This window comes from Arthrobacter sp. M71 S08 (assembly GCF_059089725.1).
In genome coordinates this window covers 62,128-82,618 of the sequence record NZ_JBNHEY010000006.1, presented here as the reverse complement: position 1 = coordinate 82,618, position 20,491 = coordinate 62,128, and the positions used below count along the sequence as shown (strand labels likewise).

The 20,491-nt window shown below is 64.1% G+C and carries 17 protein-coding genes; all 17 read right to left on the bottom strand.

Going from position 1 to position 20,491, the window contains the following annotated elements; genetic code table 11:
• Window positions 1-11: 11 nt before the first annotated feature.
• The 17 genes from dnaE to AC5RTB_RS12825 all read right to left on the bottom strand — a co-directional run bounded on the left by dnaE (window position 12) and on the right by AC5RTB_RS12825 (window position 20,440).
• Window positions 12-3,548, bottom strand: coding sequence for a DNA polymerase III subunit alpha (gene dnaE, locus AC5RTB_RS12905; RefSeq protein ID WP_494061473.1), 3,537 nt, complete (start codon window positions 3,546-3,548; stop codon window positions 12-14).
• 59 nt (window positions 3,549-3,607) lie between these two features.
• Window positions 3,608-4,543, bottom strand: coding sequence for an RluA family pseudouridine synthase (locus tag AC5RTB_RS12900; RefSeq protein ID WP_494061472.1), 936 nt, complete (start codon window positions 4,541-4,543; stop codon window positions 3,608-3,610).
• Window positions 4,527-5,129 carry a signal peptidase II gene (lspA, locus tag AC5RTB_RS12895; protein WP_494061471.1) on the bottom strand — a complete coding sequence of 201 codons (603 nt, stop codon included), beginning with the start codon at window positions 5,127-5,129 and terminating at the stop codon, window positions 4,527-4,529. Before lspA ends, AC5RTB_RS12900 begins: the two co-directional genes overlap by 17 nt.
• 118 nt (window positions 5,130-5,247) lie before the next feature.
• Window positions 5,248-5,904 (bottom strand): DivIVA domain-containing protein, encoded by a 657-nt coding sequence (locus AC5RTB_RS12890; RefSeq protein ID WP_494061470.1) that lies wholly within the window; start codon window positions 5,902-5,904, stop codon window positions 5,248-5,250.
• Between the two features lie 151 nt (window positions 5,905-6,055).
• Entirely contained in the window at window positions 6,056-6,349 is a 294-nt protein-coding gene (locus AC5RTB_RS12885; protein ID WP_494061469.1) for a YggT family protein, read from the bottom strand.
• Window positions 6,350-6,406: 57 nt separating this feature from the next.
• The gene (locus AC5RTB_RS12880) at window positions 6,407-6,922 is read right to left on the bottom strand and encodes a cell division protein SepF (protein WP_494061468.1); all 516 of its coding nucleotides are present in this window, start codon (window positions 6,920-6,922) and stop codon (window positions 6,407-6,409) included.
• An 86-nt stretch (window positions 6,923-7,008) separates the two neighbouring features.
• Complete coding sequence (locus AC5RTB_RS12875) at window positions 7,009-7,752, bottom strand: YggS family pyridoxal phosphate-dependent enzyme (protein WP_494061467.1); 744 nt, start codon at window positions 7,750-7,752, stop codon at window positions 7,009-7,011.
• Window positions 7,745-8,461 (bottom strand): purine nucleoside phosphorylase YfiH/LACC1 family protein, encoded by a 717-nt coding sequence (locus tag AC5RTB_RS12870; RefSeq protein ID WP_494061466.1) that lies wholly within the window; start codon window positions 8,459-8,461, stop codon window positions 7,745-7,747. The genes AC5RTB_RS12875 and AC5RTB_RS12870 overlap by 8 nt, the downstream gene beginning before the upstream one ends.
• Window positions 8,462-8,464: 3 nt before the next feature.
• A complete protein-coding gene (gene ftsZ, locus AC5RTB_RS12865; protein ID WP_494061465.1) occupies window positions 8,465-9,664 on the bottom strand; it encodes a cell division protein FtsZ in 1,200 nt (399 codons plus the stop codon).
• A gap of 183 nt (window positions 9,665-9,847) precedes the next feature.
• Window positions 9,848-10,750 (bottom strand): cell division protein FtsQ/DivIB, encoded by a 903-nt coding sequence (locus tag AC5RTB_RS12860; protein ID WP_494061464.1) that lies wholly within the window; start codon window positions 10,748-10,750, stop codon window positions 9,848-9,850.
• The gene (gene murC, locus AC5RTB_RS12855; RefSeq protein ID WP_494061463.1) at window positions 10,747-12,150 is read right to left on the bottom strand and encodes a UDP-N-acetylmuramate--L-alanine ligase; all 1,404 of its coding nucleotides are present in this window, start codon (window positions 12,148-12,150) and stop codon (window positions 10,747-10,749) included. The genes AC5RTB_RS12860 and murC overlap by 4 nt, the downstream gene beginning before the upstream one ends.
• Window positions 12,150-13,262 (bottom strand): undecaprenyldiphospho-muramoylpentapeptide beta-N-acetylglucosaminyltransferase, encoded by a 1,113-nt coding sequence (murG, locus tag AC5RTB_RS12850; RefSeq protein WP_494061462.1) that lies wholly within the window; start codon window positions 13,260-13,262, stop codon window positions 12,150-12,152. Before murG ends, murC begins: the two co-directional genes overlap by 1 nt.
• Before the next feature lie 17 nt (window positions 13,263-13,279).
• On the bottom strand, window positions 13,280-14,647 hold the full coding sequence (ftsW, locus tag AC5RTB_RS12845) for a putative lipid II flippase FtsW (RefSeq protein ID WP_494061461.1): 1,368 nt from the start codon (window positions 14,645-14,647) through the stop codon (window positions 13,280-13,282).
• A complete protein-coding gene (gene murD, locus AC5RTB_RS12840) occupies window positions 14,647-16,227 on the bottom strand; it encodes a UDP-N-acetylmuramoyl-L-alanine--D-glutamate ligase (protein WP_494061460.1) in 1,581 nt (526 codons plus the stop codon). Before murD ends, ftsW begins: the two co-directional genes overlap by 1 nt.
• Window positions 16,209-17,312: a phospho-N-acetylmuramoyl-pentapeptide-transferase gene (gene mraY / locus AC5RTB_RS12835; protein ID WP_494061459.1), complete on the bottom strand. Its 1,104-nt coding sequence runs from the start codon at window positions 17,310-17,312 to the stop codon at window positions 16,209-16,211. The genes murD and mraY overlap by 19 nt, the downstream gene beginning before the upstream one ends.
• Window positions 17,309-18,832 carry a UDP-N-acetylmuramoyl-tripeptide--D-alanyl-D-alanine ligase gene (locus AC5RTB_RS12830; protein WP_494061458.1) on the bottom strand — a complete coding sequence of 508 codons (1,524 nt, stop codon included), beginning with the start codon at window positions 18,830-18,832 and terminating at the stop codon, window positions 17,309-17,311. Before AC5RTB_RS12830 ends, mraY begins: the two co-directional genes overlap by 4 nt.
• Before the next feature lie 6 nt (window positions 18,833-18,838).
• Window positions 18,839-20,440 (bottom strand): UDP-N-acetylmuramoyl-L-alanyl-D-glutamate--2,6-diaminopimelate ligase, encoded by a 1,602-nt coding sequence (locus tag AC5RTB_RS12825; protein WP_494061566.1) that lies wholly within the window; start codon window positions 20,438-20,440, stop codon window positions 18,839-18,841.
• Between the last annotated feature and the right edge of the window lie 51 nt (window positions 20,441-20,491).

Genomic DNA, 20,491 nt, shown 5'->3' with positions numbered 1-20,491 from the left:
AACTGCTCGTATCACGCATCGAGACACGTTGGTCCGAGCAGTACTTTGAGGTCTCCGAACAGCGCCGGTGTGGGATTGACCCGAAGGTCGACCGGCAGCGAGAGCACTGCCAACTGCCGTTCCTTGCGCACGTGCAGCCGCACCTCGGAGTTCCCCCGGTGCTGCCTCAGCACGGACCCGAGCTCGTGAATAACGGGCTCGGTAGCGCGGTGGTGGAGCATGGAGATGACTACCGGGCCGGAGTGGCCCTCGGTCAGGTCCGGAACGGAAAGCTCTTGCGCGTTCAGCGTGACCGTACCGTCGTCGCGCCGTTGCAGGCGTCCGCGGACCACCACGATCAGGTCCTCCTCCAGCACCGAGGCGATAGGCCCGTATACCTGGCCGAAGAACATGACCTCCATTGACCCGCCGAGGTCCTCAATCTCTGCCCTGGCGTAGGCGTTGCCGCTGTTCTTGGCGATCCGGCGCTGCAGGGAAGTGATCATGCCGGCGATGGTCACCGACGCGCCGTCGGCCGGGCCGTCTTCTCCGATGATCGACGTGATCGCCGAGTCGGCATGCTGGCTGAGGAGCCCCTCCAGGCCCTGCAGCGGGTGGTCGGACACGTACAGTCCAAGCATGTCGCGTTCGAAAGCGAGCTTGTCCTTCTTGGCCCACTCCGGCAGGTCGGGCACCTCGACCGAGAGGCCGGTCCCGGCACCCGGATCGTCGAAGGCGCTGAAGAGGTCGAACTGGTTGGCGGCCTCGTTCCGTTTCAGTACGACGACGGAATCCACCGCTTCCTCGTGGATCATCGCCAGCGCACGGCGAGGGGGTCCCAGCGAGTCGAATGCACCGGCCTTGATGAGCGACTCAATGGTCCGTTTGTTGCAGACCACAGCGGGAACTTTCTGCAGGAAGTCCGAGAAGGAATTGAAAGCACCCTTCTCTTCGCGGGCACCCACCATGGCGGCCACCACGTTGGCGCCGACGTTTCGAATGGCGCCCATGCCGAAGCGGATGTCCGTACCGACAGGGGTGAAGTTCACACTCGACTCGTTGACGTCAGGCGGCAGCACCGTGATGCCCATACGCCGGCACTCGTTGAGGTAGAGCGCGAGCTTGTCCTTGTCATCTCCCACGCTGGTGAGCAGGGCCGCCATGTACTCGGACGGATAGTGGGCCTTGAGGTAGGCGGTCCAGTACGCCACCACGCCGTACGCGGCGGAGTGCGCTTTGTTGAACGCGTAGTCCGAGAAGGGCAGGAGGATGTCCCAGAGGGTCTTGACCGCGGCGTCCGAATAGCCGCTGTCCTTCATGCCCTGGGAGAATCCGGCGAACTGCTTGTCCAGCTCCTCCTTCTTCTTCTTGCCCATGGCGCGGCGAAGGATGTCTGCCTGACCCAGCGAGTACCCGGCAACTTTCTGTGCGATGGCCATGACCTGCTCCTGATACACGATCAGGCCGTACGTGGTGTTCAGGATCTCTGCGAGCGGTTCCTCAAGCTCCGGGTGGATCGGAGTGATTTCCTGGACTCCGGTCTTCCGCAGCGCGTAGTTCGTGTGCGAATTGGCTCCCATGGGGCCCGGCCGGTAGAGCGCAATAACAGCGGAGATGTCCTCGAAGTTGTCAGGACGCATGAGTTTCAGCAGCGAACGCATAGGCCCGCCGTCGAGCTGGAAAACGCCCAGCGTGTCACCGCGCGCGAGCAGCTCGTAGGACTCCTTGTCCTCGAGGGGAAGTGTCTCCAGGTCAAGCTCGAAGTCGCGGTTGAGCTTGATGTTCTCAAGCGCGTCGGTCATGATCGTCAGGTTTCGCAGCCCGAGGAAGTCCATCTTGATCAGGCCGAGGCCCTCACAGGTCGGGTAATCGAACTGCGTGATGATCTGGCCGTCCTGGTCGCGGCGCATGATCGGGATGATGTCGATCAGGGGTTCGGAGGACATGATGACGCCGGCAGCGTGCACGCCCCACTGCCGTTTCAGGCCCTCAAGGCCAAGGGCGGTCTCGAAGACCTTCTGCGCGTCGGCGTCGGCCTTCAGCAGCTCCCGGAGCTCCTCGGCCTCCGAGTAACGCTTGGCTTCCTTGTTGTGGACATCGGCCAACTGGATGCCCTTGCCCATGACGTCCGGCGGCATCGCCTTGGTAAGCCGCTCCCCCATCGAGAACGGATAACCCATGACGCGGGATGAATCCTTCAGCGCCTGCTTGGCCTTGATCGTTCCGTACGTGACGATCATTGCCACACGTTCATCGCCGTACTTTTCGGTCACGTACCGGATTACTTCTGCGCGGCGGCGATCATCGAAGTCGACGTCGAAGTCGGGCATGGAGACGCGGTCCGGGTTGAGGAAGCGTTCAAAGATCAGGCCGTGGCGCAGCGGGTCGAGGTCCGTGATGCGCATGGCGTACGCGGCCATGGAACCGGCACCGGAACCACGGCCTGGACCAACGCGGATGCCGTTGTTCTTGGCCCAGTTGATGAAGTCGGCGACCACCAGGAAGTACCCGGGGAAGCCCATCTGCGAGATGACCCCGACCTCGTAGTCCGCCTGCTTGCGGACGTCATCCGGAATTCCCCCCGGGTAGCGGTAGTGGAGGCCCTTCTCCACTTCTTTGACGAACCAGGACTGCTCGTTCTCCCCTTCGGGGACGGGGAACCTCGGCATGTAGTTGGCGCTGGTGTTGAATTCCACCTCACACCGCTCGGCGATGAGAAGCGTGTTGTCACAAGCGTCCGGGTAGTCGCGGAAGATTGCCCGCATCTCCGCAGGAGATTTGAGGTAGAACTCATCCGCGTCGAACTTGAACCGCTTGGGATCCGCCATGGTGGAACCCGATTGAACGCACAGCAGCGCCGCGTGCGCCTTCGCGTCTTCCGCATGGGTGTAGTGCAGGTCATTGGTTGCAACGAGGGGCAGACCAAGCTCACGGGCGAGCTTGATGAGGTCCGCCTGGACATTGCGCTCGATGTCGAGCCCGTGGTCCATGAGCTCGCAGAAGAAGTTGTCCGGGCCGAAGATGTCGCGGAAATCGGACGCTGCCTGCACTGCTTCCCGGTACAGACCGAGCCGCAGCTTTGTCTGGACCTCACCCGAGGGGCAGCCCGTGGTTGCGATCAGGCCCTTCCCGTAGGTCTGCAGCAGGTCACGGTCCATACGCGGCTTGTAGAGGTAACCCTCCAGAGAGGCCAGGGAGGACATCCGGAAGAGGTTGTGCATGCCCTCGGTGGTCTCCGACCAGAGAGTCATGTGGGTGTATGCGCCGGCGCCCGAAACGTCGTCACGTCCGCCGCCGCCCCACTGGACGCGCGTCCTGTCCGCGCGTGCGGTCCCCGGCGTGAGGTAAGCCTCGACGCCGACAATCGGTTTGACGCCAGCGTTGCGGGCTTTGTTCCAGAAGTCGAAGGCGCCGAACACGAACCCGTGGTCCGTAGTGGCCAGCGCATTCATGCCGAGCTCGGTTGTATGGCTGAACAGATCGTTCAGGCGGGCAGCGCCATCGAGCATCGAGTACTCGGTGTGGTTGTGAAGGTGGACGAAGGAGGAGGACGGAGCTGAGGAAACCACCAACTCATTCTAGCGAGCACCGGTGACGGTTCCGGGGCACGCCGGGCGGGTGTCGGTTCTCAGACCCTCCCGTTGGTCAGCGCGTCAAGGGCATACTGCAAATCCATGGGGAACCCGCTTTCAACGGCGACCCGCTCGCCGCTGCGTGGGTGCTCAAAGGAGAGCATGCTGGCGTGCAGCCACTGCCGCGTAAGCCCCAGTTCGGCTGCGAGCCGGGGATCGGCGCCGTAGGTGAGGTCACCAGCGCAGGGATGCCGGAGCGCTGAGAAGTGGACGCGGATCTGGTGGGTCCGGCCGGTTTCCAGCCGCACCTTGACCAGGCTCGCCTTGCCGAAAGCCTCCTCCACCGCATAGTGGGTGACCGAGGGACGGCCGTCCTCCATCACGGCGAATTTCCAGTCGTGCGCGGGATGGCGGCCGATGGGTGCCTCTATTGTTCCCTCAAGGGGGTCCGGCAGGCCCTGAACCAGGGCGTGATACTGCTTGGCCACCGTACGTTCCCGGAAAGCCTGTTTCAGAGCGGTGTAGGCGTGCTCAGTCTTCGCTACCACCATCGCGCCGGAGGTGCCGACGTCGAGCCTGTGAACGATGCCCACACGCTCTGGGGCGCCGGAGGTGGAAATTCGATAGCCGGCAGCGGCCAGAGCTCCCACAACGGTAGGACCAACCCACCCCGGCGACGGGTGGGCCGCAACCCCCACCGGCTTGTCGATGACTACGAAGTCATCGTCATCCAGCAGGATCCCCATCCCCTCAACAGGCTCCGCCACGATCTGCAGCGGGTCCGGTTCATCCGGTACGACGACGGTGAGCCGGCTCCCCGGCACCGCGCGGACAGACTTCTGCACGGCCGCACCGTCCATGGTGACGTACCCGGCACTGCACCACGCCGCCACTGCGGAGCGGGAGGTTCCCATCAAGGCTGCCAGGACGGCATCTATGCGCTGACCTGCCGCCGATTCCGGAATGTCGTAGGTACTAGGCGCGTTCGTCATCGACCACCTCGGTGCCGCTTTCGTGCTCCTGCTCCTCATTGCTGCGCCGTCCGTCCAGGCCGATGCCACGAAGGGTAAGCAGGCAGATAAGAATGACGCCGCTCACGACGGCGGTGTCAGCGATATTGAAAATAGCGAAGTTCGGCAGGGCTATGAAGTCGACGACATGCCCCTGACCGAAGGTGGGTTCGCGGAACAGCCTGTCGGTGAGGTTGCCGAGGGCGCCGCCCAGAACCAGCCCGAGCGCGATAGCCCAGCCTTTGGAGGCGACCTTTCGAATTTGGGTGATTATGGCAATGGAGACAAGCGCCTGGATGATCGTAAAGACCCAGGTGATTTCGGTGCCGATGGAGAACGCCGCGCCCGAATTGCGGATGAAGTGCCAGCTCAGAACAGGTGGCAGCACGTCGGTGACCTGGCCCTCCACCATGGTGGAGACAACCCAGATCTTGGTGAGCTGGTCGATGATGTAAGCGACGAGCGCGAAAACAATCAGGAGCAGCGCGTATCGTGCTCCGATCCGTTTGCCGTGCTTGCGGTGCGTACGGCCTGAATCGGGGCCTGAGGCGGGAGGATGCTCGGTCATGGTGCTTTCGGTTGTACGCGCCGGAGGCGGCGGTGGACGCGGGCTCACATCCAGAGTACGGCAGAGGCCAGCCGCCGGATAAACCGGCGACTGGCCTCTATGAAACGTTGGCTGCTGCTTAGACGTCAGCAGTTTCTGTTGCGACGGAACCACGGGAATCGAGGTCGCGCAGCTGTCCCTCGATGTATGCCTTGAGGCGTGAACGGTAGTCGCGCTCGAAGCTGCGAAGCTGTTCCACCTTGCGCTCGAGGACTGACTTCTGCTGCTCAAGGGCACCGAGAATCTTCCGGCTCTTGTCCTGGGCTTCATTGACGAGGCCGCTGGCTTCGATCTGCGCCTCGGCGATGATCTTGTCACGCTGCTCAACACCGGCATTGACGTACTCATCGTGAAGCTTCTGTGCCATGGCGAGAACGCCGGCAGCCGACTCAGCGGTGGCGCTTTGCTGAACCGGAGCAGCTGCAGCAGCCGGCTGGGGAGCAGGGCGCTCTTCTGCCTTCGGCGCTTCAATCTTGGGCTCCTCGGGCTTCTCTTCCTCGCGGACCTCTTCGGTCTTGGTGCTGGCGGCAACGGGAGCCGGGACAGCAGCGTTCTGCGCCGTGCCCGTGGAAACTTCCGAAAGCTGGCGGCGAAGGTCGTCGTTTTCCTGGTTCAGGCGGCGCAGTTCGACGACGATCTCGTCGAGGAAATCGTCTACCTCGTCCTGGTCGTAGCCCTCTCGAAACTTAGTGGGCTGAAACCGCTTGTTGACAACATCTTCTGGCGTCAGGGCCATCTGGTCACCTCATAGTGGATTTAGTCGAAGCCGCCTGTCGAGCAGACCTGACAACGGTACTGAATTGTGGACGTGCTTGTGGAGGCTGACCCCCTGCTTCACACAATATGTGAGTCAGCGTATATCTTTTAGGTCCCGAAAACTAACCGGATCAAGCCACTGCCAACGAGCCCGCGATGGTCTTGAGAATTGTGGCCCCAAGAAACACCACGATGAACGCCATGTCGAGCGACACGCCGCCCAGACGAAGAGGCGGAACCAGCCGACGGAACAACCGGATGGGCGGGTCCGTGACCGCGTACACCATGGAGGCAAGAACAAGTGCCAGCCTGCGGGGACGCCAGTTGCGGGCAAACATCTGGACGGCGTCATAGACGATACGGATGATCAGCGCGAGCTGGAACAGCATCAGCACCAGGTAAAGCAGGGCGAAGACCAAGCTCACGTGTCAGTCACAGTCCTCTGGCATGAACGGAATAGTTACCAGTACCAGTAAACCGCGTCAGCTTTGATTGAAGAAACTCGCCTGGCCATCGCTGGCCTTTTGGTCTTCCCCGAGGACCTCGATGTAGGAGGGGGACAACAGGAACACCTTGTTGGTAACGCGCTCGATCGAACCATGGAGGCCGAAGACGAGTCCTGCCGAAAAATCCACGAGCCGCTTCGCGTCAGCCTCGCCCATGTCTGTGACGTTCATGATGACAGGAATACCATCGCGGAAGCTTTCTCCGATGATCTTGGCGTCATTGTAGGACCGCGGGTGCACCGTGGTGATCTGGCGCAGCGACGAAGCGTCCTCGCGTGAGGACTGGGCGCGCTTGATGGGGGTAACCGGGGCGCGGTACTCCTCGGGAGCCGCCTTCACCACCGGCGCAGCCTCGACATGGCGCTCGTCACGGTCGTAGTCCACGGAGTAGTCCTCATTCCTGCTGTGAGATGTCTTGGGCTCAGGCTCGTAGTGCTCATCACCGTCGGCGAGCCCAAGGTAGATCATTGTCTTGCGCAGTGCGCCAGCCATGGTAGCTCCTGTCATTCCTTCGTCATGCACCCATCGGGCAAGATGGTCCAGGACGCCCCTTGACGCCCGCGGTTACAGCGTCGACGCTACCCCACGGGAGGGCGAGCACCGAGAACATCTGAACCGACGCGCAGGTGTGTCGCACCGGCCTCGATTGCGTGTTCAAGGTCACCGCTCATCCCTGCGGATATTCCCGTGGCACCGGGGAAGCGGGCGACGACGTCGGCCGAAATGTCAGCCAGGCGGCCGAACGCCTCACGGGGGTCACCGCCGAGCGGCGCGACAGCCATTACTCCCGCCAACCGGAGGTGGCCGGCGTCGTCAATCCCTGTCGCGACCTCAAGCACGTCGGAAGGGTGGGCTCCACCGCGACCGGGTTCGTCGACCGACAGGTTCACCTGCACATAGCAATCCAGTGGGGCCGGGCGGACGACCGCGCCCTCCTCCCCCGCCAACCCGGCATCCTGGGCACGCCGCACCATGGCCTTCTGAAGCGCGTTCACCAGTGACGTACGGTCGACGGAGTGGACCGAATGCGCGTAACCGGCGACCGACCGGGCCTTGTTGGTCTGGAGTTGGCCAATGAAGTGCCAACGCAATTCCGGGTCGGAGATTTCCTCCGCTTTGGCAGCGGCTTCCTGGTCCCGGTTCTCGCCGACGTCGCGCACTCCCAGCTCGGAGAGCAACGCCACATCCGATGGCGGGAAATACTTCGTCACTACAATGAGGGTCGGCCGGTCGGTGCGACCGCATGCCGCCATCGCACGATCGATGCGATCGTTGACTCGCCGTAGATTGGACTCGATTTCCGAGCGTCTGCCGTCAGCCACAGTGCCACACCAACCCGGCCAAACGCCCCACCGGGCGACCCTGCCCGACGGCCCGATGCGAAAACAGGCTTTCATTCTCGAGGGTGCACAGCGTGCTGACCGTCCCAAGATCCTGCACCCTCACCCCCACCGATTGGAGCTGTCCACGGACGCCCGCCGGAAGGTCGAGGGCAGGCGTTCCCCATCGAGTGCGGCTGGAGGTCAGCGGCACAACACGAGCGACCTCGTCGCGCATTTGTTCAGGTACCTCATAGCACCCGCCGCACACCGACGGACCTATCCAGGCCGAGATCGACTCAGCCCCGCGCTGCCGCAGCTCATCAACGGTACGGCCCGCGATGTTGCCTTCAACCCCCTTGCGACCGGCGTGAATCACCGCCGTGACGAATGCATCGCGCGCAGTCGAACCGACCAGCACCACCGGGACGCAGTCGGCTACAAGGACGGCAAGTGCGTCAGTGCCGGTGGGGCTGACAAGCGCGTCAGCCTCCGAAGTATGCCCGGCGAGGGCCTCAGCGACAACCGTGGAGTGGGTCTGGTTCATGAAATGAAGCGCGCCTGTTCCGATCCCGAGTTCGGCCTCCAGTACCTGCCTGGAACGAGCGGCGGCACCCGGGTCGCCTCCGACCCGTGGAGCGAGGTTTCCCGCACCACGGTCGGTAAAGGCGACCCGGATGCCGGGCGCTACAGGCGATGTCCAGAAGAACACCGCTTACTTCAGGAAATCGGGAACGTCCAGATCATCGGAGCGCCCGGTCGAGTAATCGGGCTCGACGACCGCCGGGAGGTCAACGTCGAATCCGGCGTCACCGGGAACGTCGTTACCCCGGCCGTTCGACGAGTGCTGCGACCAGGACCCGTAACCGGCTCCGGCGGCAACCGCCTGCGGTGCCTGAGCATGTTCGCGACCAATGGCCGGTGCGGATGCCGGCTTGGCGGCCGGCGCTGCCGGCTGCGAGGTGGCATCCACCTGGTCAAAACCCGCTGCGATGACCGTAACCCGAGCCTCGTCTCCCAGTGCATCATCGATCACGGCGCCGAAGATGATGTTTGCCTCGGGGTGCGCAACCTCCTGGACCAAGCGGGCAGCCTCGTTGATCTCGAACAGTCCGAGATCGGAACCGCCCTGGATGGAGAGCAGCACGCCATGGGCGCCGTCAATGGAGGCTTCAAGAAGCGGTGAGGCGATGGCCAATTCGGCCGCCTTGACCGCGCGGTCCTCGCCACGGGCGGATCCGATTCCCATCAGGGCCGAACCTGCGCCCTGCATCACGGACTTCACATCAGCGAAGTCGAGGTTGATCAGGCCCGGAGTGGTGATGAGGTCGGTGATGCCCTGGACACCCGAGAGAAGCACCTGATCCGCCGAACGGAACGCGTCAAGCATTGATACGTTGCGGTCACTGATGGACAGGAGGCGATCGTTCGGGATCACGATGAGGGTATCGACCTCATCGCGAAGCGTGTCGATGCCGGTCTCCGCCTGGTTGGAACGACGGCGGCCCTCGAAGGTGAACGGCCGGGTTACAACGCCGATGGTCAACGCGCCGAGCGAGCGGGCAATTCGCGCTACTACGGGCGCTCCGCCGGTGCCTGTGCCACCGCCCTCACCTGCCGTGACGAAGACCATGTCTGCCCCGCGAAGGACTTCCTCGATCTCCTCTGCGTGGTCCTCGGCGGCCTTGCGCCCAACTTCCGGGTCTGCGCCGGCGCCCAGACCGCGGGTGAGCTCACGGCCGACGTCGAGCTTCACATCGGCATCGCTCATGAGCAGTGCCTGCGCGTCTGTGTTGATGGCGATGAACTCAACGCCGCGCAGGCCAACCTCGATCATTCGATTGACGGCGTTCACGCCACCGCCGCCGATGCCGACGACCTTGATGACGGCCAAGTAATTCTGCGGTGCTGCCACGTCCTGTGTCCCTTGTTCGATCTGTGCGCTGGTTGGGTCTTTTGTGGGCTGGAGGTTCCAACCTTCAACCTGACTAACATTCACCTTCAGGTTGAGAGTTAATGTTATGTCAAGTAACTTCTTATTGAGACGCTAGGTGCATGGCCACTGGCATGCAATGACCACTCCCGCGTGTCGGCAAACTTACCGAGTTACTGGTCGCGACGGCGTGCTCACGTCATAGACCTTCACGGGCGGATCCTGGTCCCGGAGAGACAGCAGAGCCTCGACAACCCGTGCTTTTGCAGCGTTTTCCTCAGCGCTGCCCCAGAAGATCGTCTTGCCGTCGGTCAGCTTCAGCTGGACCGAGTCAATTGACTTGGCGGAGGCGTGAACCAGCCTCCCCCTGATATCCGCAGGCAGAGCGGCGAGCACATCGGCGATGGAAGAAAACACTGCGCTGTTGACTGCGTTCGCACCGCCGTCGATGAGCGGCAGTGCGACGGATTTGCGGTCGGTCACGGTTGTGAGCTGACGACCCTCGGCGTCAATGAGGACGAACTTCCCCTTGTTCTCCAGAATCGCCACGGGCGTGCGCTCGATCACCGTCACACTGAGGGTCGACGGCGGAGCCGCCGCTACGGAAACATCCTCAATCGGCGCGAAACCGTCGAGCAGGGCACGGACATCGTCGTCGCCTATCCGGGTAAGCGACGTGCCCACCAGTGGTTCCAACGCGGCGGTCACCTCGTCCTCCGTCACCAGGCTGTTTCCCTGTACGTCCAGCGTGCGCACCGCCAGCGCAGGTGAGAACACCAGGTACGCGATCAGACCCGCGACGAGCACCACGACCGAAATGATCCCTGTCAGCCACCATCTCCTGCGCCGCCGTCGAGGGGACTCCGGAAACGCTATGACCGTGCCGGCGTCCTTACCGCGGTCCAGCAGCGCCACCGGAGCTTCCTTCGACGCCGAGATGCGCTCCGGGCGCGAAGTGTCCCGTTCCGGAGCGGAGACATGCTTCTCTGCGGTGATGGTCTCGCTGACCGAGAGTCCGCTGGAGGGTTTTCCTATACTTCTGGGCTTGCGTGGAGGCCGAGAGGTCACCGGGAACCTCCCTGCCGGGCGAGGAGGTCGACCAACAGCGGCCCGAAGCGGGTAACGTCACCCGCCCCGACTGTCAGGATGATGTCACCGCTGCGTGCGGAATCAACAATGCCCTGCATCGCTTCATCCGGGTTGGGCGCGTACCCTCCGGGGACCGTAAGCCGATCAGTGATCAGCCGGCTCGTCACGCCCTCCACCGGGTCTTCCCGTGCGGCATAGATATCGAGGACCCGCACAGAGTCGGCCAGCGACAGAGCAGCCGCGAACTCCTCCGCGAATTCCTCCGTGCGTGAAAACAAGTGCGGCTGGAACAAGACATGCACCCGATGTTCACCCGCAACCGTGCGGGCAGCGCTGAGTGCTGCCGCGACCTCTGTGGGGTGATGGGCGTAGTCGTCAAAGACACGCACACCGAACGCCTCGCCCTTCGTCTCGAAGCGGCGGGCGGCACCGGAGAAGGAAGCGAGGCCGGCCGCGGCGGCAGCAGGATCAACGCCAAGCTCAAGGCCGACGGCGAACGCGGCGGCCGCATTGAGGACATTGTGCCGGCCGGGGACCGCGAGTTGGAGCTCCTGCTGGCTTTCCAGGCCGTCAACCGAGAAGGAGAGGATGCTGTTCGAGGTGCTGCCGAGGGCACGGGTGCTGCTGATCCGGACGTCTGCGCCCGCGTTGTAGCCGTAGGTTCGCACGCGGCGGGATCCGGCGGTCCGCTCCGCGAGGGACGCAGCGCCGCCGTCGTCATGGCACGCGACCAGCACACCGTCCCCTGCGGGCAGCAGGGCAGCGAACCGGTCGAAGGATTCAAAAACCGCCTCGGCTGATCCGTAGTGGTCCAGGTGGTCCGCTTCGACGTTGGTGACCACGCCGATACGGGGACGATAGTTGAGGAAGGATCCGTCGGACTCATCGGCTTCGGCCACAAACACCTCGCCGTCGGCCCATTCGGCGTTGACGCCCAGCGCCGCCACATCACCACCGATCGCGAACGACGGATTGGTTCCCGCGGCCTGCAGCATGACGGTGATCATGGCCGTCGTTGTGGTCTTGCCGTGGGTGCCCGCAACAGCGACGACCTCGCGTCCGTCCATTGCGGCGGCCAGCGCCTCGGAGCGGTGCAGGATGCGCAGTCCGCGTGCCTTCGCTTCAACAAGTTCGGGGTTGGATTCCCGGATGGCAGTGGACACCACAACTGTGTCGGCGGCCCCGAGGTTGGCGCTGTCATGGCCGACGTGTACCTTCGCACCAAGGGCGGCGAGAGCCTGCAGGCCGCGAGAGTCGGCGGCGTCGGATCCGGAAACGGTCACTGCGCGGCCGAGAAGGACGCGCGCCACCGCAGACATTCCCGCTCCCCCAAGCCCGATGAAATGGACCTGTCCTAGGTTCTCAACGACGGTACTCATCAGCGGCCTCCGGCAGCATCGATAATCAGGTTTGCCATGCGCACGTCCGCGTCCCGCACGCCGAGCGGCGCCGCAGCCATGGACATCCTGTCGAGTCGCTCGGCGTCCTGCACGAGCGGGAGGGCTTCGGTGAGCAGCCAGTCGGCCGTAAGCCGGTCGTTCTCAACCATGAGGGCTCCGCCGGCCTCAACGAGTTCCGCGGCGTTACGCCGCTGCTCCCCGTTGCCATGGGGCAAGGGAACAAAGACGGCCGGCAACCCGACCGCCGCAACTTCACAGACGGTCGCCGCGCCCGCTCGCGCGAGCAAAAGGTCAGCCGCCGCATACACCTTCTCCATGCCGTCAACATATTCGACCTGACGATAACCCTCTGCGGCGAGCAGTGCGCCGTCGGGCGCCGTTACGTGCTTGCCACGCCCGGTGATGTGAAGGACCTGCACCCCCGGGTGGCTGTCGGCGAACTTCGGTGCTGCTGCAGCCAACGCCCGATTGATACTCGCGGCGCCGGAGGACCCGCCGGTGACGATAAGCGTCGGCAGGGAGGGATCAAGCCCCAGAGCGGCACGCGCTTCACGGCGGTCAGCCGCCCTGTCGAGGGTGGAGATTTCCCGGCGCATCGGCATGCCGACCCACTGCTCCGCCGGCAGGCCCGTGCCATTGAATGCCACGGCGACCGCCCGTGCGATGCGGGCTCCCAACCGGTTCGCAAGCCCCGGGTGGGCGTTTGCCTCGTGGATTACCACCGGGACGCGGCGAATCCACGCCGCAAGGTACAGCGGTGTCGACACATAGCCGCCAACACCGACGACGACGTCGGCATGCGCCGTGTCGACGATCTTCAGCGCCTGCCGCACGGCACAGACCAGGCGGACGGGCAGCTTGAACAGGTCGGCGGACGGCCGGCGTGGCATCGGAACGCGCTCTATGGTTTCAAGCCGGAACCCCGCCGCGGGCACCAGTCGGGTCTCCATCCCGGCTGCCGTGCCGACGGCGAGCACACGGGCGTCAGGGCACGCCTCGACGAGGGCACGGGCAATGGCGAGGAGCGGGCTGATGTGCCCAGCGGTCCCCCCGCCGGCGAGGACAACCGACAGGGCAGCAGATTCAGTCAATGGGTTCTCTTGATCTTTCACTTGGATTTCGAGGGAGCAGTCTCGACATTGTCAGCGGACCCGGTGCTGCCCGCCACCGCCGGGGGCATGCGCCGCGCGAAGGCAAGAAGAACGCCGACGGCGGCGAGCGTGAAGGTGAGCGCCGAACCACCGTAGGAGATGAACGGCAACGGCACGCCGATCACCGGCAGTACGCCCGTAACCATGCCGATGTTCACGAAAGCCTGGCCGATCAGCCACACGAGGATGGATCCCATGAGGATCCGGACGAAGGGGTCGGTGTAACGGCGGGCCACCCGGAGCGTCGCGACGGCCAGGATGCCGAACAGCGCAATGACCACAAGGGTGCCGATCAGCCCGAACTCTTCACCGATGATGGCGAAGATGAAGTCGTTGTGGGCTTCAGGGATCCAGTTCCACTTCTGCCGGCTCTGCCCGATCCCCACGCCCCACCAGCCGCCCGAGGCGAGAGCGAACAGGCCCTGGTTGGACTGGAAACAAGGATCCGACGCGGAGTCACAGTTCAGGCGCAGCCAGGCTTCGATACGGGTGCTTCGGGTGCTGTTCAGCAGGACGGCGCCGAATGCCAGGGCAATCCCCGCAAGCCCCGCGATGCTGAACATCTTCATGGGCGCGCCCGCGAAGAAGAGTGCGGCCGCCATGATCATGCCGAGGATGATCGCTGTACCGAGGTCACCGCCCAGCATCACGAGCAGGAGGATGATGCCTCCGAGCGGCGCGACAGGTACAAGTGCGTGCTTCCAATTCCGGATCAAGCCGCGTTTGCGCTCGAGGACCGTGGCGCACCACAGCGCCAGAGCGAGCTTCGCCGGTTCGGAGGGCTGCAGTGACTGGTTTCCGATCCGGATCCAGTTCTGGTTGCCGTTGATGTTCTCACCGATCAGGAGCACCAGGACCAGCAGCACAATGGCTACGCCGAGGCCCGGCCAGGCGAGTATCTTGAAGATCCGCGGGCCGAGCCTGGCCAGGATGAGCATGAGCACCACGCCCAGCACCGCATACACGCTCTGTTTGAAGAAGAAGTCGAAGACAATTGCGCCCTCGTCCGTGGGCTCAACTGTTGACGCTGCATTGGCGATCGACTCGACCGACGACGCCGACAGCACCATCATGAGCCCGATGGCTGTCAGCGCGAGCGTCGCGCCGAGAATCATGTAGTAGCTCGAGCCGCTGGTCTGCCTGTCAGAGCCCTCAAGGAAGCGCCACATGCGCGCGAACGCTCCGAGGACTCGTTGACGCCTGGGTGCGGCTGCTGTCCCGGCTAGCGAAGATCCCGATGGAGATCGCCGCTCGGGTGTGCTGGAGCTGGAGTGCTGCCGCACCGCCGGCTTCCGGCGCGAATGCCGGGTGGGCGTGCTGACCATTACAACTCCTTAGCGGTGAATCCCTGCCCCTCCACAATCCCGCGTACCGCCTCAATGAAAGCGGCGCCGCGGTGAGCGTAGGAGGGAAACTGGTCCATCGACGCTGCTGCCGGGGCCATGAGAACAGTGTCGCCGTCCGCGGCGATGCGCAGCGCTTCTGCAACCGCCGCGCGCATGGCCTGGACGCCGTCTGAACCCACGTGCTGGGAAGGCAACACGTCCTTACCAGTGTGACCCGCTGCCAGGTCTATCACCGGAACATCCGGCGCGTGTCGGCGCAGAGCGGACGCGAGATCGGAACTGTCGCGGCCGATAAGAACGGCCGCTTTGAAGCGGGCCGCGTTGTCCCGGACCAGATCGTTGTAGTCCACTCCCTTGGAGAGCCCGCCCGCAATCCAGACAACGCTGTGGAAGGACGACAGGGCAGCGTGTGCAGCGTGTGGGTTGGTCGCTTTGGAGTCGTTGATCCACAGGACGCCGTCCCGCGCAGTGACCAGCTCAATGCGGTGTCCGGAAGGCTGATAATTCCGGATTCCCTCGCGCACGGCAGCCGCAGGAACCCCTGCTGCGCGCACGAGTGCGGCGGCGGCCAGGGCGTTCGCGACCAGATGGCGGGGAACCACTTCTCCGAGATCCGTCACCGACGCCAGCTCGGCGGCGGAATCCTTGCGCTGTTCGATGTACGCCCGATCCACCAGCAGGCCATCAACGACTCCGAGCATGCTGATGGCAGGTGTATTGATGGTGAAACCGATCGCGCGGCAGCCTTCCTGAACGTCCGACTCCTCCACCATCCGCTCAGTGGCCGGGGCCTCGGCGTTGTAGACGCACGCAACACGGGTGTTCTCGTAGATCTTTGCCTTGTCCGCACGGTAGGCCTCAAACCCGCCATGCCAGTCCACGTGGTCTTCCGCGAGATTGAGGCAGACGCTCGCAAGAGGAGCAAGGCTGGAACTCCAGTGCAGCTGGAAACTGGAAAGCTCGACGGCGATGACATCGTATCCCTGTGGATCCCGGATGGCGTCAAGCAACGGCGTTCCGACGTTCCCGGCTGCGATGGCGCGAAGACCCGCTGCGCGAAGCATCGATTCCGCCAGCGTGACGGTTGTGGTCTTGCCGTTGGTTCCGGTGATCGTCAGCCATTCGGCGGTGGGCCGGCCCTCACGAACCCGTACACGCCAGGCGAGTTCAACGTCGCCCCAGATCGGAATTCCATCAGTATCCGCGGCGGCCAGCAGCGGCTGGGTTGGGCGCCAGCCCGGAGAGGTCACAACCAGTTCGGGTGCCTCCCCGTCGACCAGTGGGAGTGTGGCGGCCGCTTCCGGCCCGAGCAGGACATCCACGGCTCCGACGATGCGGAGGGTGTCCGCCTTCGCCCTGTTCTCTTCGGAGTCTGTGGCGTCAACCACCACAACGCGCGCGCCGAGTTCGATCAGCGTGTCAGCCGCGGAGAATCCGGACAGGCCGATCCCTGTCACCACGACGCGCAGTCCTGCCCAGTCGGCGTCCCAGGACATCAGGTGCTCAAGGCGTCCGGGATGGTCTTGTGCATCGGCAGTGCTCACAGAAGTACAACCCATTCAGCGTAGAAAATGCCGAGCGCGACGGCCACGAACAGACCGGCAAGGACCCAGAAGCGGACAACAACCGTGACCTCCTGCCAACCCTTCAGCTCGAAGTGATGCTGCAGCGGAGCCATCTTGAAGACCCGTTTGCCCCCGGACAGCTTGAAGAAGCCAACCTGAATGATCACGGACAGCGTGATCATCACGAACAGTCCAGCCATGATCACGAGAAGGAGCTGCGTGCGGGAGAGGATCGCGAAACCTGCGATTGCTCCACCGATCGCCAGTGAGCCGGTGTCACCCATGAAGATCTTGGCCGGCGAGGTGTTCCACCAGAGAAACCCGACCAGGGCGCCGCACATCGCGCCCGCGATCAGCGCGAGGTCCAGCGGATCGCGGACCTCGTAACAGATGTTCGCGGGCACGTCCGGAGAAGCGCAACGCTGGTTGAACTGCCAGATACTCATCAGCATGTAGGCACCAAAAACAAAGACGGATGCACCGGTGGCCAGCCCATCCAGGCCGTCAGCGAGATTCACGCCGTTCGTGGCTGCGGTGATGATGAGATTTGACCACAGGACGAACAGGATGGCCCCGATGACCGAACCGGCGAACGCCAGATCGAAAGCGGTGTCCCGGACAAAAGAAATAGCTGTCGACGCCGGTGTGCGGCCGTTCTCATCCGGGAAATTCAGCGCAAGGATGGCGAACACCACACCCACCATGGTCTGGCCGATGATCTTCGCCGGTGCGCTGAGCCCCAGGCTGCGCTGCTTGGAGATCTTGATGTAGTCATCAAAGAAACCCACCAGACCCATGCCGACAGTGACCATGAGCAGCAGAAGCCCGGACACCGTCGGACCGTCTGAATCACCCGCGCCCATCATGATCAGGTGGGTGGCAAAGTACGCGAGGACAACCGATCCCACAATGACGGCACCGCCCATCGTGGGCGTACCGCGTTTCGTGTGGTGGGCCGTTGGTCCGTCGTCCCGGATGAACTGGCCATAGCTCTTGCTTACGAGAAGCCTGATGAACAGAGGGGTTCCGACCAGCGCAAGAACGAGGGCGGACGCTGAAGCAATCAGCAGCGAAATCACAGCGAGGGGCCCCCCTGGTTCATTGGACCGGGTCCGTTCGATTCAGCCTGTGGCCCCGGTTCAGCCTCGGGCACCGCCGTCGATTTGTCTGACGCTAATGCTAACCGATCACCCAGATGCCGCAGACCGGCGCCGTTGGAGGACTTCACCAGGACCAGGTCGCCGGGCTCCAGTTCGCTGTCCAGAATCTCCTCGGCCTCGGATACGTCGCGTACGAAGATCGCTTCGTCTCCCCACGATCCTTCAAGCACTGCGCCGGTGTGAAGCGCTTTCGCTCCCTCTCCGACGACCAGCAGCTTCGAAATGTTCAACCGGACAGCCACCCTGCCCAGGGCGTCATGGGCGATGACGGAGTCCTCGCCCAGCTCGAGCATTTCGCCGAGCACAGCCCAGGTACGCCGACCGCGGCCGAGCTCAGCGAGCGTTGCAAGCGCCGCGCGCATCGACTCCGGGTTGGCGTTGTAGGCATCGTTGATGACAGTCACCCCGTCCGGCCTGTCAGTACGCTCCATGCGCCAGCGGCTGACCGCCCGGGCTCCGCTGAGGCCGGACGCGATCCGCTCCCCCGGGATCCCCAGCACATGGGCCGCGGAGGCGGCAGCGAGGAGGTTTGCCACGTGATGCCGCCCGATCAGCAGCGGCCGCACCTCCCGACGGTCCCCATCCGGAAGGACCAGCGTGAAGCAGGGATTGCCTTCGACGGAAAGTTGCACATTCTCGGCCCGGACGGCGCTGCTGCCGGGTCGGTCGAACGTCGGATCCTCAGAGAAGAAAACTGTCTGCGCCTGTGTCTCGTCGGCCATTGCGCTCACTCGCACGTCATCACCGTTGAGAATTGCCACGCCGTGGGCGCTCAGGGACCGGGGCAGTTCGCCCTTGGCCCGCGCAATCATCTCCACTCCGCCGAACTCCCCCGCGTGGGCGGAGCCGACGCAGAGCACGATTCCGATGTCGGGCTCCACCATGGACGCGAGGTACTCAATGTGCCCGACGCCGGTCGCTCCCATTTCGATAACCAGGTAGCGGGTGCCGTACTCGGCCGAGAACACGGTCAGCGGAACGCCGATCTCACCGTTGTACGAACCGATTGGGGCAACAGTGGGACCTTCCTGCCGCAGCAGCTGCGCCAGGACATCCTTGGTGGTGGTTTTGCCGGCCGAACCCGTGATGCCTATGACCGTAAGCGGTGAGTGCGCGCGCAGACGGCGCACCGCTTCGGCCGCCAGCTTGCCCATCGCTTCGACCACGTCGGGTACCACCACGGCAGGAAAGTCCGTGCCGTCGTCGTCGGTGATCACCCGCTCCACGAGCGCGAGGACGGCGCCGTTGGAAAAGGCGCTGGCTATGAAGTTGTGGCCATCGGTGGAATCACCCGGCTTGGCGATGAAGAGGCCGTCCGGGCGGCTCTCGCGTGAGTCCGTGGTGGCCGAACGGACCACGACGGAGGGAGCCTTTTGAGCCGACTCCGAGAGCGTGCCGCCTGTGACTGCCGCGATGTCGGCTGCGTTGAATTCAATCATGACGATCTAGGACTCTATCCTGTTGCCGGAAAGCACAGAGAATCCATGCCGTGTCAATGCGGCCCCCAACTCCACGCGGTCATCGAGAGGCAGATTCACTCCCTTGACCTCCTGCCATATCTCGTGTCCGCGCCCGGCGACAAGGATCACGTCGCTGGGACGAGCGAGTGACACCGCATGGTCAATTGCCTCTGCACGCGGGAAAACCTCGACGATTTCACAGTTCAGGTTCTCGGATTCGCGGGCAGCACGAGCACCCTCGAGAACGCCCGCCCGAATCCCCGCTTCCTCTTCGTCGTGGGGGTCGTCGTCGGTGACGATCACCACGTCTGCCCGGCGCGCTGCCGTGGCGCCCATGATGGGGCGTTTGGACACGTCCCGTTGTCCCGTGGCTCCGAAAACCACCAGCACGCGGGAGTCTGCGTCAGGCACTCGAACCGAGTCCAGCGTCAGTGCCAGCGCATCGGGATTGTGCGCAAAATCAACGATCGCTGCGGGGCTCTCACTGATCAGCTCCATGCGCCCGGGAACCTGGGTGGTGAATGGATCGTGCTGGTCCGCGGCTCGCTGCAGATCCGCGGCATCCACGCCCGAGGCAAGGACCATCACTGCGGCCAGCGCGGCGTTTGCTACGTTGAAGTTCCCGGGAAGCCCGCAGCGAAGCCGCAGTTGCGCATCCCCGGGACCGATGAGGGTGAAAGCGTGACCAAGTCCCGTCCGCTGCACCTGCGAGACGGTCCAGTCCGCCTCCGCCGTACCGGTAACGGACACCGAGACGGTGTCCACCCCGGCTTCATCGGCGATGCGGCGGCCCCACGCATCGTCGACCAGGACGACAGCGCGGGCCGCGCGTTCCGGCCGGAACAGGGCCGCCTTCGCTGCGAAGTACTCCTCCATGCTTCCGTGGAGGTCAAGATGGTCCTGGGTCAGGTTGGTGAAACCCGCGACATCGAAGCGGACCCCGTCCACCCGCCGGTACTCGATGGCGTGCGAGGAGACTTCCATGGCGGCGGCGTCGATGCCGCGCTCCCGCATCAGCGCGAGAAGACCGTGAACCTGGGGAGATTCCGGGGTAGTCAGGATCGAAGGAATGACGGTCTCGCCCGCCCGGATCTCAATCGTCCCGATCAGGCCGGTGCTCTTTCCCAGCGCCGACCCGAGCGCGTTCAGGAAGTAGGTGGTGGTCGTTTTCCCGTTGGTGCCGGTCACGCCATAAAGGACAGGGCGGCCGGACGCGGGCTGGCTGTCGAAGACGACGGCGGCAAGCGGACCCACGTAATCGCGCACCGGAGCGGCCCGGTACAGCGGAACCCCGGAACCGGCGAGCACCGCCGAAGCGGCAGCCGTGCCGGCGTCGTCGGTGAGCACGGCTGCTGCTCCTGCTGCGACCGCCTGTTCCGTGAAGTCGGCTCCGTGCCGGCCCGTGCCGGGAACCGCGATGTACAGGTCACCCGGACGGACCTGCCGTGAATCGATCGTGACGCCGGTGATCGTGGCGCCGGTGGCGTCGTCGTGCGCTGTGGCTACGCGCCGCACAGGCGCAAGCTCCCGCGGGAGCGCGGCGAGCACCTCATCCATGGATCGGGGGACGACGACGTCCGGCCGCATGGGCGCGGCGGAAGTGGACTGTTCATTTATGGACACGTGGGGCCTGCTCTG

Excerpts from the sequence above, each read along its gene's own strand:
- AC5RTB_RS12880 (WP_494061468.1), bottom strand. The coding sequence starts at position 6,922 with ATGGCTGGCGCACTGCGCAAGACAATGATCTACCTTGGGCTCGCCGAC.
- murD (WP_494061460.1), bottom strand. The coding sequence starts at position 16,227 with ATGGGTTGTACTTCTGTGAGCACTGCCGATGCACAAGACCATCCCGGA.
- AC5RTB_RS12900 (WP_494061472.1), bottom strand. The coding sequence starts at position 4,543 with ATGACGAACGCGCCTAGTACCTACGACATTCCGGAATCGGCGGCAGGT.
- murC (WP_494061463.1), bottom strand. The coding sequence starts at position 12,150 with ATGAGTACCGTCGTTGAGAACCTAGGACAGGTCCATTTCATCGGGCTT.
- AC5RTB_RS12830 (WP_494061458.1), bottom strand. The coding sequence starts at position 18,832 with ATGATTGAATTCAACGCAGCCGACATCGCGGCAGTCACAGGCGGCACG.
- AC5RTB_RS12825 (WP_494061566.1), bottom strand. The coding sequence starts at position 20,440 with ATGCGGCCGGACGTCGTCGTCCCCCGATCCATGGATGAGGTGCTCGCC.
- lspA (WP_494061471.1), bottom strand. The coding sequence starts at position 5,129 with ATGACCGAGCATCCTCCCGCCTCAGGCCCCGATTCAGGCCGTACGCAC.
- ftsW (WP_494061461.1), bottom strand. The coding sequence starts at position 14,647 with ATGGTCAGCACGCCCACCCGGCATTCGCGCCGGAAGCCGGCGGTGCGG.
- AC5RTB_RS12890 (WP_494061470.1), bottom strand. The coding sequence starts at position 5,904 with ATGGCCCTGACGCCAGAAGATGTTGTCAACAAGCGGTTTCAGCCCACT.